We start from the raw sequence: 13,653 nt of genomic DNA on the forward strand, positions 1-13,653 counted from the left end.
CTGTTTAGACTGATCCATTGTTGCCAACCATGGTTAGAACTGCTAATGTTTGTTCAGCGCAGCGTTGCCATGTCCATTGTTTGGCCCATGCAAGGCCCCGCTCACGCAAATCGTTGCGTTGGCTTGGGTTTTGCCAAAGGCTCATAATTGCTGCCGCAATCGCTTCAGTTTGGGTTGGCTCGACCAACAATGCTGCATCGCCAGCAACTTCGGGCAAACTACTGACATTGCTGGTGATGACGGGCACGCCGCTGGCCATTGCTTCCAACACCGTCATGCCAAAGCCCTCGTACAACGATGGCAACAGATAGATTGTCGCACCACTAAGCAGCGCTGGTAAATCGTGATCATCCACATAGCCTAAAAAGGCCACATGCTCGCTGATTCCTAACTCTTGAGCTTGTTTGGTGATTTGCTCAGTTAGCCAGCCTGTTTTGCCGCCGAGCGCCAAAATCGGCAAATCGGGGCATTGTTGGCGGGCTTGGGCATAGGCTTCAATCAAGCGCAGCAGATTTTTGCGTGGTTGAATGGTGCTGATAAACAACAGATATTCGCCATGCAAGCCATATTTGGCGGCTGTAGCCTTGCTTTGCTCTGCTGGGTGCTGGTGAAAACGCTCATGCACGCCGTGATAGACCACGCTAATTTTTTCTGCGGGAATGCCGGTGTAGTGCAATAAATCGCGTTTGGTGGCCTCGGAGATCGCGATAATCTGGCTGGCCATGCGCGCGCTCCACAACGTTGAGTAGCGCAAATACAATCGCTGGCGGGCTGGATGTGATTCTGGATGATGTTCGTAGCCCAAATCGTGAATCGTGACGACGCTTCGGCGCGGCGGCAAACTTGGCAACACATGGGCTGGCACAAACGCCACATCAGGGCGATCGATTTGCCATGTTGGGCCAAGCCGCAGGTGCGTCCATAAACGTGGCGCGGGAATTGGCTTAATCCGCCAATTACGGCCTAGTGCTGGCAAAGCAGCGGGGAGTTGATTGAAATATAAACAATAGTCGTTGCTGCGATCGATTTGCGTCAACGCGCGCACTAACTCGGTGGTATATGATTCGGTGCCAGTGCGCTGCCCAACCGCCAAACGACTAGCATCAATTGCAATCTGCATACAGCCCTATTTCTCGCCAAAACTAGCTTAGGCATTGTAGCATATCGCATCTGCACCTGTTCTGTTAAATACAAAAGCGATTAATGCTTGCACAGCGTTAATCGCTTCATCCAAGAAGAGCACGAAGTTTAGAAACCGCGAAGATTGCGAAGGTTAGGTTTTTTTGCCACAGATTTTTAGAATTATGCTCTATGTTCTATGTGTAATGGTACATTGGATTAACGACGGCCTGATCCCCTCACCCCAACCCCGCTCCCACGTGGCGGGCGAGGGGCTTTAATCCCATGATTCTGGCGCAATACGTCGGTAAAAATCAGTGCTCCCCTCGACCGCGTTCAGTGGGAGAGAGGCTGGGGGTGAGGGAATGAACCATGGTTGCTAACCGAATGACCATTACATCTATGCTCTATGTTCTATGTTCTTAAACTTCATCCCTCATAATTCATCCCTCATCCTTCATCCTTCATCCTTCATCCTTCATCCTTCATCCTTCCGTTTTAGCCTCCGCAGCGCATATTGACATATTCGAGCCATTCGCTGAGGCTCATGGGCTTGGGTAAATCGGCGGTTGAGAGCGATTGACCTTGCGCATACAGCTCGCCATAACGATCGGTGATGAACCAGCCGCCTTTGGCCTCGCCCAAAAATTGGCTCAGCACCTTGGATTCAGGATCGTGAAGCACGGTCAAGCCTTCGGTTGGCGGCAAGGCTTCGGCAGAAATAACCAAGGCTTTTTGCTCGTGCGACCAGCGTTGAGCTGCCGTGCTAAGATTGGCTAAATAAGTGGGATTTAGGCCATCGTTAGCGGGCAAAAATACAATTACCAAAGCGGCCTTGCCGCGCAGATCGCCACGGCTGAAGCGTTCGCCCATGGCGGTTTGAAGCGTAAAATTCGGTACGATAGTGCCTGCTTGCAGAGTTTGCATCGCTCGTTCCTCAATTTATCGTTGACTTGCTGCTCAATTCATTGCATAAAGTGTACCGTGTTTGAGCGTCGTGCTGTGTGTTGGTTTAATCATCTTTGTGAAAGATTTAACAACCTTTATAGCACACAATTGAGGTCTAGGCAACTGTACCGAGCAAATTGGCGAGCATTTCTTGTTCGTTGGGGTTGGCTTGGCGCTCAAGGGCTTGCTTGATCAGGCGGCTTTTGTTAGGTGCTGCATCTTTGCCCCAAAACAGACGCGCCACGCCGGCATAGCTGCGCAAGCGTTTGTGTTCGATGCTACATGCGCTGCGAAAAAGCTCGTGCTCCAGCAATTGCTCGGGGCGATTGAGGTATTGCAGCAAAAGTTGGGCCAAATCATAGCGATTGTAACTTTGACTTGGGGCTTGAGCCAGCGCAATCAAAGGCTGCTCGGTGGCGACTGGTAAATTGGTGGCTTTGGTTGGCGTAGCTTCGAGCGCTGGCAGCTCGGTTTGGCGGGTTGGCAACAGGCTAAGCAATTGTTGGCGTTGGGTTTTATCGATGAATGTGGTCCGCACGGTCAAGGCATTGCGGCCTTGAACGCAGCTAAACACACCTGCGCCAGCTGGTGGGCTAGGCAAGCGCGATGGTGGCAAGGCGCTACTTGGAAAGGCTTTGGTTGGCAAGGTCGTATTTGGCTCGTCTGCATCGTCGCGCGGCTGATAGCCTGCCACGGCCAAGCTAATTTGCGAACGAAAGCGGGTGCTCAAATTGCTAAATGTTTGGGTGGCGATGATATAGCGAATGCCAGCAGCGCGGCCACTGGTTAGCTCGCTGTTGAGCCATTGTTCTAATTGTTTGGCTCCCAGCGCTTGCTCAAGCAAGGTCAATTCGCTAATAAATACCACCAGCAAGGGCAGATCGTGGCCTTGATATTCTTCCCAGCGCTCGCATTCGGCAGCTTTGAGGATTTTTTGGCGCTGTAAGCGTTGCTCGGTTAGCCAGGTTAATGCAGGCGCTAATTCCTGTTCAGCCTCGGCGAATAACGCGACGTGGGCTTTTTCGCGCCAGCCAAGCCACGACAAGCCAGCTTTACCATCGACCAAGGCCAATTGCAAGCGCTCAGCAGGATTGGTGAGACACAGATAGAGCAAGGCGGTGCGCACCCAGCCATCTTTGCCGCAGCCAGTAGCGCCACTCACTTGAATATGGGTAAAATCATCGATCAGCGAGCCATGGACCAACGAAACCACGCCCTGAACGCTGCGCCAACCCAAAGGCAACACAAAGCGTTTCTCGCTTTGGCGCAGTTCGTGAGCCAGCACTCGCAAATCGGCTGGCGGATTCAGCAAGGCCGTGCCAGCGTTGGGCAAGGTGCGCGCATCAAGCGCTGTTGCCAAGGGCATAAATTGGCTAATCTTGGTTGGTTCAGGCTGAATTACCCGTTGTTGGGCTTGCCACAGCCGAAATTCACGCCAATCGCGGCCAAAGCGTTGGCGAAACATCAAGGCCACCAAAGCCATTGCCAACATTAATGCCCCAATTTGTACTGCTTCAGCATCCAAGCCCAACCACCTTTATCCAGATTTGGTTTCTAAAAATTGGCACTATTTTGCTGATTAAAACTCTTGTCAAAATAGAACCTTTGTGCTATTATAGTGATGTTGATTGTTGATCCGACACGCCAACATTCAACGCAGCCTCCGATAGCTTTCTTGGTCTGGTCTCGAACAAACTACACCTATCCATAGCTTTTTAGCATGGGTAGGTGTGGTTTTTAATAGCTAGGTGTACTGGTTCATTGCGTTAACCAAAACCTGATCCCCTCACCCCCTAGCCCCCTCTCCCGCCCGCGAGCGAGGGGGAACCGCTGAATCAGTGCTCCCCTCGCCCGCGTTCAGTGGGAGAGGGGCCGGGGGTGAGGGCATGCACCTGGTTTTCAATCCAAATATACCATTGCAGCTAGTCACTTGCAGATGTATTCATTGGATCAAATAGCCAATAGCCAATAGCCAGCACCCCTTAGCCAAGCGCCTTAGTTAGCGCCACAAACGACCCAATTCGCCAACTGCGGCGCGGGCCAAGCGTTCGGGCCAAAATGCACATAGCGCCGCAATCACAACACTGAAAATCCAGAGCCATGCGCTAGAGAGCGGCAATTGTTGATTGCTTAGCCAGCGCACACAGCCAATCACACTCGTAATTAAATCTAAGCCACCAACCAAGGCAAATACTGCCAACACATGTTGGTTGATGGCGCGACGCGGCCAACATGCCACTTCGATGGCTGTGATGATGATTGGAATAAACCATTGGGCAGTGCCAAGCGCGGCTAAATTCAGGCCTAGCCCTGCCAAAAATGCCAAGGTAAACTGTGCCCCAATCCACCAAATTAATATTGCCAAGCCAAAAATGCTGAGATAGGCCAAGGTGCTTAGCCAGCGCTCGTACATGCCCATTGGCGCAGCGCGACGTGGCAAGTTGGCAATTGGGCTGCTTGGCACAGGCTCATTGACCAATTCCTGTAAGAAATTGGCTGTTGATCGGGGTGTGGTTGCAGTCGGCATCAATGGCATCGACTTAGAATCTTTCATGCTTCGCCTCGCAGCCTGAACACAGTTTTTAACCTCGAGCGTAGCACATTTGGCGCATAAAAAATAGCCCATTTTGCTGGCCTGCAAACAGGCTAAAATGCAGCAAGATTCTGGCTCATGGCTGGGCTTCGACCCAAAAAACATGCAAGGTTTTGCCGCGCAACATGCCGACCAAACTCAGTTGGCCGTAGCGAATGTTGCCTTGCTGATTTGGCAATTGTTGAATTAATGGCGATTGGCTGGGAATTTGCGCAACGGTGATTTGGGCTGCATTAGCGGTAGGAACGCCGCCGCTGCCAACTTCCTCGACCAACAAGGCTGCTTGATCTTTGAGCAGGATCGTGCCGTGGAGCCGCAACACCTGGTTGTTGTAGACAGCGAGATTCTGGTTTAGCTCGCCAAGGCTGATATTGGTTGGCTCGATTGGTTTAACCGTGATTGGCTCAAATTCAGTTGGGCTTTTGAGCACACCATTGATGCGTAATACAGTAACATTGCTGGTAATTGCCAAGGTTTGCGCTGGGATGGCCAGCACTGGCTGGTAGGCAATTGGTTCTGCTCCAAGCTCAAGTGAGCCAGCCAAAATCGTGTTCGATTGACTGATTAGCGCGGGTGCAAGGATGGTGATTGTGCTATTGGCTCCAATGCCATCAAGCTCGTTGAGCAGCAAAATTTGGTTGGCTTGGTTGGGAGCGACTGGTGGCAATGGTGGAGCGCTCGCCCCGCAACTGCTCAAAACAAGGGTCAAAATCATCAGCCAGAGTGGCCAAAAACGCATGCAATCCTCCAAAAAATAAGGCTATAGGATGCTGGCGATTGTAACATTTGATCCACGAAGGACACGAAGCGCACGAAGGACGGAAACCGCGAAGGCCGCGAAGAGCACGAAGATTTAGCCACGAATTGCACGAATGATTATTTTTGGCCACAGATTCCACAGATTATTTTGATTAGGTTCCCATAGCCTATCCCTCCATTACTTCGTGCTCTTCGTGTCCTTCGTGGTTAATTAGCTTTTGATTTCTGACTTTTGCCTTCATCCTTCATTCTTTGCCCTCTATGTTCTATGTTCTTTGCTCTATGCTCTTATCGTTGCCCCAATACTCACACTTTAGTACCGCCGAATGTCATGGGGTCTGATTAGGAGTAAGGCACTATGGTTAATTGCGGCTAGGATCAGCATAATAATTTTAATGTTTTTTTGATCAATCGCGGAGGTGAAGTGGTGTTTGTGAATATCCAACTTCCTTTTACATCGAAACTTAACCCTCACCTAGAAGCCGTGTACGCTGAACACAGCCAATGGATGAGCCAATATACGCATGGCTTCAAAGGCCACGCGAACTTATATCAGCGGCAGCGCTTGCCACATTTGTTGGCGCGGTTTTATCCGCATGCATGTGCTGAGCGTTTTCGCTTAATTCTCGATTGGGGCGGTTGGCTGTTTTTGCAAGATCAATGGTTTCGGTCGTTGACTAGCCAACCGGAATTTGTTGCGAGCCTTACTAACGATCTGCTGCATATTTTCAATGGCGCAACGCCGCGTTATGCTCACGAGCCATTAATTGCCATGTTTGCCGATTGGAGCCAACGCATGGCTAGCGTAACCTCGCATCAATGGCGCGAACGCTTTGGCCGAACCTTGAGCACCTATCTGCACGATTGGGTGTACGATGTGTATTGCATTACCTACCAGCCTTCGATCAACAAGCAACTCAAGGTTGAGTTGCATCAACGGATTGGCGCTGCCACCAGCACGCTAGATTTTGTAGATTTTGCCCAAGCTGAACTCTTGCCACCCTCGGTTAAGTACGATGCAACCTTCCAACATTTAGGCGAAATTACCAATAATGTGGTGTGTTGGATGCACGATATTGCTTCTGTTGAGCGCGATCTGACCGCTGTGGAGCCACAAAATATTGCCGTGCTGGTCAAAGAGCGCGAGCATTGCACTTGGAGTCGAGCAATCGAGCGGGTTGAGCAGATGTGCTATACCGAGGTTGCCACCTTTGAACGGATTGTGGCAGAACGCCCACATTATGCTGAATTTGAATTGAATGTTAATGACTATATCGAAAATCTGCGGGCTTGGATGCAAGGCACAATTGATTGGTTGCGGATTGATTTAACAGCGATAAGTCAGCAAGCAAATGTGTTGCTAGCCGCCTAAATTGAGGCTTAAGCACGATAGTTTTTTGATTGGGCTTCGAGTATCCTCACTAAGCATACGGCTAGCTTAGTGAGGGTGTTGTATGCGCGTCGAACGATATACTTCAGTTGACAAATTCTTAACCGATCACCGCGAATTTCTGTTGCAGCACGAGGCCGAGAATAATTTACCGCTTGGGTTGAGTATGCGCATTCAGAATGGCTGGATGCCTGCAAATGCGCCTTTTTTGGCGGCGATTCGCGATGAGCAAGGCACGGTTGGCGTGGCAGTGATGACCTCGCCGCATGCATTGACGATATCGGTCTTGCGCGATGCCAGTTTAGCCAACCAAGCGGCTGAGGCCTTAGCTAACTACGTGCATAGCCACAAGCTTGAGCTATCGGGTGTGCTCAGTGTGCCTGCAACGACCACGGCTTTTTGCGAAATTTGGCAAGCTAAAACTGGCAAACAAGCATTGTTGAGTATGCACGAACGCATTTACACCTTGACTGAAGTTATCCCTCCTGCGCCAATTGCTGGTTCGCTCAAACAAGCGCGCAACACTGATGTTGAATGGTTAGGCGAATGGCTCAAGGCGTTTCATGACGAAGCACTGCCAACTGAGCCAAATTGGGACTGGCAGGCGGTTGCCGAACGTCAAGTTGCGACTGGTAGTGCTTGGTATTGGGAAATTGACGGCAAGCCTGTTTCTTCGCTTGCTTCGAGTCGCCCAACCATCAACGGCATCTGCATTGGTGCTGTTTCCACACCACGCCATTTTCGCGGTCGAGGTTATGCCAGCAATGCAGTGGCGGCGTTAAGCCAGCATCTGTTGAATCAAGGCTTTCGCTTTTGTATGCTCTTTACTGATTTAAGCAACCCAACCTCGAATAAAATCTATCAATCTGTTGGCTTTAAGCCTTTATGCGATATTGATCAGTATCGTTTTGAGGATTGATGATGTATCAAGTACCGCCAAGCTCGCCGTATGTGCCTTGCCCATGTTGCCATTACACCATGCCCACCAAAGTAACCATGAGTTGGTGGGGCGGCGTTGTTGGGCCAAAAATGGTCAATTTGGTCAAATGCCCGCAGTGCAAATTGCAATACAACGGCAAAACCGGAGCGAGCGTCAAGACCTTTATTGCAATGTATATGGGAATTTGGGTGATTTTAACTTTAGTGGTTTTAGCAGTATTGTTCTTTGCTCAAGGGTAAATCGGGAAGAATTCTTGCGTTGTTCTCTCATCCCCCAGCCCCCTCGCCCACTAGACGCGGGCGAGGGGGAGTTAACGATGTTTTGCCGTCGATCTACGTGAAAAGCCCCTCGCCCGCGCACGGGAGAGGGGTTGGGGTGAGGGGAAGCGTACCTAATTAGCGCTCAGCCACATCAACCCATGTGCGGTTGCGTTCGCCAGTGTAGACCGATTGAGGTCGAATGATTCGGCCAACGGCCCGTTGCTCGAAGGCGTGGGCAATCCAGCCAACGGCGCGGCTGATGGTGAAGGTTGGCGTAAACAAATCGGTTTCAAAATTGATGCCATGCAACAGCAACGCGGTATAAAACTCGACGTTGGTTTGCAATTTGCGGCCTGGCTTGTGTTCTTCGAGCAGGCGAATTGCGGTTTGCTCAACGTGGCGCACTAATTCGTATAACTCGCGGTTGCCATCGTTGGCAAACAGTTGATCGGCTGCGCCAGCCAACACCTCTGCCCGTGGATCACGCACTTTGTAGACGCGATGACCAAAGCCCATCAAGCGCTCGCCGCGAGCCAACTTGGCGCGTAGCACTTCCTCAGCGCGATCGGCAGTGCCAATTTCAAACACCATATCCAAGGCTGGGCCAGGTGCGCCGCCATGCAACGGCCCTTTGAGTGCGCCAATCGCTCCAGTGACCGCCGAAACCAAATCCGATTCGGTCGAGATGATCACGCGGGTGGTGAAGGTTGAGGCGTTCAAGCCGTGGTCAACCACCGTGTTGAGATAGGTTTCGAGGGCGCGCACTTGCTCGGCGCTTGGCTCGTTACCAGTCAACATCCACAAATAATTGGCGGCATGGCTTAAATCGCTGCGTGGCGCGATAAACTCAGCTTGGTTGCGGGCGCGCCAATAGGCAGCAACAATCGTTGGCAAGGCGGCGACAATCCGCTGTGCGGTGGCTTTTTCGTCGGCCAACGGGGTTAATGTGGCTGTGGCAGCGCGCAACGCATCCATCGGGTCGGCCTGTTCGCGGCCAAGTTGCTGGGCCACTTCTAAGGTCAAGGCTGGCAATTGGCGTTGGCTGGCAAGGCTTTGGCGCAATTCGGCCAGCTCGGTTTGGCTGGGTAAATGATCATTCCACAACAGAAAAATGGTTTCCTCGAAGGTTGCAAAGGGTGCCAAACGCTCCAATGGAAAGCCAGCAATAATTAATTCGCCTGCTTGGCCATCGACACTGCTGAGCCGCGTTGCTGCGGCAACGATGCCTTCTAAACCTACATGAACTTGGGTTTCAGTCGCCATTGACAATCGATCCTTTCCAGCGTGTTAGGCCTTGAGCGGCAATGTTGCCGCTTGAAATTCCTGCTGCTATCGACTATAAATAGATTTATCAATGTTGTCAATGTTGATTGATGAATCAATATTGGAATGGAGCAACGCAATGACGCGCTATTTGAGTGCTCGCGAAGTGGCCGAGCATTTGGGAATCAGTGTTCCAACCGTGTATGCCTATGTGAGCCGCGGGTTGCTGCACTCGGAGCCAGCCGGAGCGCATGCTCATCGCTATTTATTCGATGAAGTTGAGCAATTGAAACTGCGTCGTGAAGGGCGGCGCAATCCAGCCAGCGTGGCGGCTGGCGCATTGCATTGGGGCACGCCAGTGCTCGATTCAGCAATTACGCTGATCGATAATCAACTGGTGTATTATCGTGGGATTGATGTGCGCGATTTGGCCTTGAATGCGAGCATCGAAGAAGTTGCCAGCCTGATTTGGACTGGTGAGCGTCAACAGAGCAGCCAATTATGGGCCGATTTGCCTACAATTACTATCCCACAATTGCCTGATTTGGCGTTGATTGAGCAATGTGTTATTGCCTTGGCGATGGTTGGTAGCAACGATCATGCAGCCTTTGATCAGCGGTTGCAAGGCTTGCAACGCACGGCAGTACGGGTTGTGCAATTGCTGTTTAGTGTTGCCGCCAAACGCCCATTACAAGGCCCAATCGTGGCCCATTTGGCCGAAGCATGGCAAATTCCGCAGCATTTGCAGCCGCTGCTCAACGCTGCATTAATCGTCAGTGCTGATCATGAATTAAACGTCTCGTCGTTTACTGCGCGCTGTGTTGCTTCGGCAGGAACAACGTTGTATGCAGTGGTGAGTGCTGGCTTGGCGGCACTGGGCGGCGTGCATCATGGCAAGCAAAGCGAATTAAGCGAGTTGCTGTTGGATGAGCTGTTGCGTAGCCCCGATATGGCTGCTGTTTTGGCCCAAAAATTGCGCTTAGGCCAGCCGATACCTGGCTTTGGCCACCCAATGTATCCCAATGGCGATCCACGCGGCAAAGTGCTGCTCGATTTGATTCGTCAATTAGCGCCCCAATTTAGCAGTGATATTGATCGGATTATTCAAGCAGTTTATGAATTGTTGGGCGATCATCCGACGATTGATTTTGGCTTGGCGTGGGTTGGGCGAGTGCTGAATTTGCCGTTGGGCAGCGCGATGAGCCTGTTTGCTTTAGGTCGTAGCGTAGGCTGGATTGGCCATGCGTTGGAGCAATATAGCGATGCGCGCTTGATTCGGCCACGGGCGCGCTACACCGGCGAACGACCAATTATCAGCAAGCTTTAACCTGTGCTGCAATGCGTTATTTAGCCCATTAGAATCAGCTAAATACGCGTTGCAACCCCTACTTGACAAAATATCTAAATCGCACTATTATTCGCGACATTATGAAGAAACAAATGCTCACCAACCTTTTTTCGCCAGCATTGCGGCTGCGTCGTCCCCGTACCAACGAGGTTCGGTGGGCTTGCGCCGTTTGTGCTGGATAACAGGCAACGAGCAAGATCATAAACGCCCAAGCGTTTCCCCCCGAGCCTCAATTGATGGTTCGGGGGGAAACTTTTTTTAGCGCGAAATTATGAAGGATGAGGGATGAAGGATGAAACGGTTGAATGATCGAACACCCATGTGTTCATCCCTCATCCTTCATCTTTCATCCTTAACGATAGGGAGTTCGCAATGATTCGTGTTGGGATTTTTGGCGTAACGGGCTACGCCGGATACGAACTAGCTCGCTGGCTACAACGTCACCCAAAGGCCAGCTTGGTTTGGGCTGTCTCGGAATCGGCGGCGGGCAAGCGTTTGGCCGAGGTTGTGCCCGGCCCACTTGATCTGACCCTCTTAGCTGCGAATCAGGTTGATTGGCAGACTGTTGATGTGATTTTCACGGGGTTGCCGCACGGTGTCGCTGCCAAAACGGTGGCAGAGGCCCGCCAGAATGGTGTCAAAGCCATTGACCTCTCCGCCGACCTTCGCTTGGACAGCTCTGCCGCTTACACCCGCTGGTACGATCACACGCACCCCCACCCCGAACTTTTGAACGCTCCCTATGGCTTGCCTGAACTGAATCGCGCTGCATTGGTTGATGTTCCAGCGATTGCCAACCCTGGTTGTTACCCCACCAGTGTGCTGCTTGGCTTGGCCCCGTTGCTGGAGCAAGGTTGGTGGCAAACTGGCCAAACCATCATCATCAATGCTGCTTCGGGCGTTTCGGGCGCAGGCCGCGCACCCAAGCAACACTTGCATTTCGTCGAGGCCCACGAAAACTATAGCCCCTACAACATTGGCCATACCCACCGCCATGTTGGCGAAATTGAGCAAGAACTGAGCAAGTTGGCAAACGCAGCAGTTAACACAATTTTTGCACCACACCTCTTGCCCACTCAACGCGGTATTTTAAGCACAATCTATGTGCCAATTCAGCCAGAGCTAGATTTGGACCAGATTCATGCACTCTATCGTGAGCGCTACGCCAACGAGCCATTCGTCAACGTGCTTGATCAAGGTCAATTGGCCAGTTTGGCGCACGTGGTGCATACCAACGATTGTGCAATTGGCCTGACGCTGGCCCAGCCTGGCATGCTGATCGTCACCTCGGCGATTGATAATTTGCTCAAAGGCGCTTCTGGGCAGGCAATTCAAAATATGAATATTATGTTTGGCTTGCCTGAAACTACGGGCTTGCGTTAGGAGTGGGCAATGCGAATCTTGAAGCTCGGCGGCAACGAAATTGATGATCCTGCGTGGTTAGCGCGCTTGGTTGCGGTCATCCAAACCATGGTCAATGCCCACGATGTGCCAATTTTGGTTCATGGTGGCGGCAAAGAAATTGGCCAATTGCAAGTGGCGCTTGGGGGCGAGCCGCAATTTGTGGCGGGCTTGCGCGTAACCGACCAAACCGCGCTCAAAGCTGCCACGATGGTGCTTTGTGGCAGTGTTAGCACCCGCTTGGTGGCAGCGCTAAATGCAGTTGGCGTGGAAGCCCTCGGCTTGTCGGGTGTTGATCGCAACTTGGTCTATGCGACCCGCGTGGAGCACGAAGCTGGCGATTTGGGTGCAGTTGGCAAACCAGCGCGGATTCGGGCCACGATTTTATATGAGGCCTTGGCTGCTGATGTTGTGCCAGTGCTGGCCCCAATGTGTGCCGATGGCGCTGGCGGCACGCTGAATGTGAACGCTGATGTGTTTGCAGGCGCGATTGCCGCCGCCGTTGGAGCCGACGAAGCCGTGTTTATCTCGAATGTGCCTGGAGTTTTGGTTGATGGCGTGGTTGCGCCACGGCTCAACACTAACGAAATTCAGGCATTAATTGCCAATGGCACAATCAGCGGCGGCATGATTCCCAAGGTTGAATCGGCCTTGAGCGGCTTGCAAGCTGGCGTGAAAGTCGTCCGCATCACCAACATCGATCAGCTTGAAGCTGGCACGATTATCGAGGCCGCCTAATGCCCAGTCATTCGGTTTACGACAACATTCGAACGCGGGTGATTGTGCTGCGTGAGCAAGAAATCTTAATTCTTGCCACCGAAGATCAGCCAGAACTGGTTTGGCGCTTGCCTGGTGGCGGCATAGAACGCGGCGAATCGTTGGCCGAGTGTGCTGCTCGCGAAGTTTGGGAAGAATGCGGCATTCGGGTGCAAGTTGGCAAAGTTGCCTTTCTGCGCGAGTGGGTCATTCCAACCTATGCCATCATCGACCCTGAGGATCGCGAGCCAAACTTTAGCCTAGAGGTGTTTCTGTATGCTACGCCGTTAGATCCACAGGCTACACTGCATGCCGAGGCCGTCGATAAACCAATGCCCGAATGGCGCAGTTTGGCCGAAATTGCCAGCATGCCGGTTTGGCCCAAAGAGCTGAAATCGTTGGCAACATTCTTGGCGCAAGGCCAACGCCCAAGCGCCATCCATTCGTTTGTCAGCAGCTTTGAATCTGGGTGGTCAATCCCACCAGCAATTGATTGGAGCTAAATGGGGATTCCCTCACCCCCAGCCCCCTCTCCCACTGAACGCGGGCGAGGGGGAGCCACGGAACGCGATGGGTTATGGAATGAAAAAGCCCCTCGCCCGCGCCACGGGAGAGGGGTTGGGGTGAGGGGATCTTCAAAACCTACCCCCGTACAGCGATGAAAACCTCCGGCGGAGGGACGGAAGGGTGGCGAAACGAGGCGTGGGGATCGGTTGTTGGGGGCTGGGGAACGGTTGAAACCGCGAAGAGCGCGAAGCACGCGAAGGCGGGAGTAACAGAAGCATGCCCTCACCCCCAACCCCCTCTCCCACTGAACGCGGGCGAGGGGGAGCCACGGAACGCGATGGGTTATGGAATGAAAAAGCCCCTCGCCCG

At 52.2% G+C, this 13,653-nt stretch carries 13 protein-coding genes; 7 read left to right on the plus strand and 6 right to left on the minus strand.

Features of this window, described 5'->3' with window-relative positions; genetic code table 11:
- Positions 1-4: 4 nt before the first annotated feature.
- The 5 genes from ACFMKP_RS21980 to ACFMKP_RS22000 all read right to left on the minus strand — a co-directional run bounded on the left by ACFMKP_RS21980 (position 5) and on the right by ACFMKP_RS22000 (position 5,399).
- Positions 5-1,120, minus strand: a complete 1,116-nt coding sequence (locus ACFMKP_RS21980; RefSeq protein WP_382295135.1) for a glycosyltransferase family 4 protein — start codon at positions 1,118-1,120, stop codon at positions 5-7.
- A 497-nt stretch (positions 1,121-1,617) separates the two neighbouring features.
- The gene (locus tag ACFMKP_RS21985) at positions 1,618-2,046 is read right to left on the minus strand and encodes a hypothetical protein (RefSeq protein WP_382295138.1); all 429 of its coding nucleotides are present in this window, start codon (positions 2,044-2,046) and stop codon (positions 1,618-1,620) included.
- A gap of 136 nt (positions 2,047-2,182) precedes the next feature.
- On the minus strand, positions 2,183-3,592 hold the full coding sequence (locus tag ACFMKP_RS21990; RefSeq protein WP_382295141.1) for an FtsK/SpoIIIE domain-containing protein: 1,410 nt from the start codon (positions 3,590-3,592) through the stop codon (positions 2,183-2,185).
- Between the two features lie 474 nt (positions 3,593-4,066).
- Positions 4,067-4,621: a hypothetical protein gene (locus ACFMKP_RS21995; RefSeq protein ID WP_382295144.1), complete on the minus strand. Its 555-nt coding sequence runs from the start codon at positions 4,619-4,621 to the stop codon at positions 4,067-4,069.
- 115 nt (positions 4,622-4,736) lie between these two features.
- A complete protein-coding gene (locus ACFMKP_RS22000) occupies positions 4,737-5,399 on the minus strand; it encodes a hypothetical protein (RefSeq protein ID WP_382295147.1) in 663 nt (220 codons plus the stop codon).
- Positions 5,400-5,903: 504 nt separating this feature from the next.
- Here ACFMKP_RS22000 and ACFMKP_RS22005 point away from each other — a divergent pair.
- The 3 genes from ACFMKP_RS22005 (at position 5,904) to ACFMKP_RS22015 (ending at position 7,988) form a co-directional block, all read left to right on the plus strand.
- Positions 5,904-6,791, plus strand: a complete 888-nt coding sequence (locus ACFMKP_RS22005; protein WP_382295150.1) for a hypothetical protein — start codon at positions 5,904-5,906, stop codon at positions 6,789-6,791.
- A gap of 82 nt (positions 6,792-6,873) precedes the next feature.
- Positions 6,874-7,728: a GNAT family N-acetyltransferase gene (locus ACFMKP_RS22010; RefSeq protein WP_382295153.1), complete on the plus strand. Its 855-nt coding sequence runs from the start codon at positions 6,874-6,876 to the stop codon at positions 7,726-7,728.
- On the plus strand, positions 7,728-7,988 hold the full coding sequence (locus tag ACFMKP_RS22015; RefSeq protein WP_382295156.1) for a hypothetical protein: 261 nt from the start codon (positions 7,728-7,730) through the stop codon (positions 7,986-7,988). Before ACFMKP_RS22010 ends, ACFMKP_RS22015 begins: the two co-directional genes overlap by 1 nt.
- 156 nt (positions 7,989-8,144) lie before the next feature.
- On the opposite strand, the gene ACFMKP_RS22020 is transcribed toward ACFMKP_RS22015, so the two are convergent.
- Entirely contained in the window at positions 8,145-9,272 is a 1,128-nt protein-coding gene (locus tag ACFMKP_RS22020) for a citrate synthase/methylcitrate synthase (protein WP_382295159.1), read from the minus strand.
- 139 nt (positions 9,273-9,411) lie between these two features.
- Between ACFMKP_RS22020 and ACFMKP_RS22025 the strand changes: the two genes are divergently transcribed.
- The 4 genes from ACFMKP_RS22025 to ACFMKP_RS22040 all read left to right on the plus strand — a co-directional run bounded on the left by ACFMKP_RS22025 (position 9,412) and on the right by ACFMKP_RS22040 (position 13,280).
- Positions 9,412-10,599, plus strand: coding sequence for a citrate/2-methylcitrate synthase (locus ACFMKP_RS22025; protein WP_382295162.1), 1,188 nt, complete (start codon positions 9,412-9,414; stop codon positions 10,597-10,599).
- Between the two features lie 393 nt (positions 10,600-10,992).
- Positions 10,993-12,003 carry an N-acetyl-gamma-glutamyl-phosphate reductase gene (gene argC, locus ACFMKP_RS22030; protein WP_382295165.1) on the plus strand — a complete coding sequence of 337 codons (1,011 nt, stop codon included), beginning with the start codon at positions 10,993-10,995 and terminating at the stop codon, positions 12,001-12,003.
- A gap of 9 nt (positions 12,004-12,012) precedes the next feature.
- Entirely contained in the window at positions 12,013-12,759 is a 747-nt protein-coding gene (gene argB / locus ACFMKP_RS22035; protein WP_382295168.1) for an acetylglutamate kinase, read from the plus strand.
- Positions 12,759-13,280: an NUDIX domain-containing protein gene (locus ACFMKP_RS22040; RefSeq protein ID WP_382295171.1), complete on the plus strand. Its 522-nt coding sequence runs from the start codon at positions 12,759-12,761 to the stop codon at positions 13,278-13,280. The genes argB and ACFMKP_RS22040 overlap by 1 nt, the downstream gene beginning before the upstream one ends.
- Positions 13,281-13,653 lie beyond the last annotated feature (373 nt).

This window comes from Herpetosiphon sp. NSE202 (assembly GCF_042688385.1).
GTDB lineage: Bacteria > Chloroflexota > Chloroflexia > Chloroflexales > Herpetosiphonaceae > Herpetosiphon.

Bases quoted from the DNA above. Each gene is read 5' to 3' on its own strand.
- ACFMKP_RS21980 (WP_382295135.1), bottom strand. From the start codon at position 1,120: ATGCAGATTGCAATTGATGCTAGTCGTTTGGCGGTTGGGCAGCGCACT.
- ACFMKP_RS21985 (WP_382295138.1), bottom strand. From the start codon at position 2,046: ATGCAAACTCTGCAAGCAGGCACTATCGTACCGAATTTTACGCTTCAA.
- ACFMKP_RS21995 (WP_382295144.1), bottom strand. From the start codon at position 4,621: ATGAAAGATTCTAAGTCGATGCCATTGATGCCGACTGCAACCACACCC.
- ACFMKP_RS22000 (WP_382295147.1), bottom strand. From the start codon at position 5,399: ATGCGTTTTTGGCCACTCTGGCTGATGATTTTGACCCTTGTTTTGAGC.
- ACFMKP_RS22010 (WP_382295153.1), top strand. From the start codon at position 6,874: ATGCGCGTCGAACGATATACTTCAGTTGACAAATTCTTAACCGATCAC.
- ACFMKP_RS22015 (WP_382295156.1), top strand. From the start codon at position 7,728: ATGATGTATCAAGTACCGCCAAGCTCGCCGTATGTGCCTTGCCCATGT.
- ACFMKP_RS22020 (WP_382295159.1), bottom strand. From the start codon at position 9,272: ATGGCGACTGAAACCCAAGTTCATGTAGGTTTAGAAGGCATCGTTGCC.
- ACFMKP_RS22025 (WP_382295162.1), top strand. From the start codon at position 9,412: ATGACGCGCTATTTGAGTGCTCGCGAAGTGGCCGAGCATTTGGGAATC.
- argC (WP_382295165.1), top strand. From the start codon at position 10,993: ATGATTCGTGTTGGGATTTTTGGCGTAACGGGCTACGCCGGATACGAA.
- argB (WP_382295168.1), top strand. From the start codon at position 12,013: ATGCGAATCTTGAAGCTCGGCGGCAACGAAATTGATGATCCTGCGTGG.
- ACFMKP_RS22040 (WP_382295171.1), top strand. From the start codon at position 12,759: ATGCCCAGTCATTCGGTTTACGACAACATTCGAACGCGGGTGATTGTG.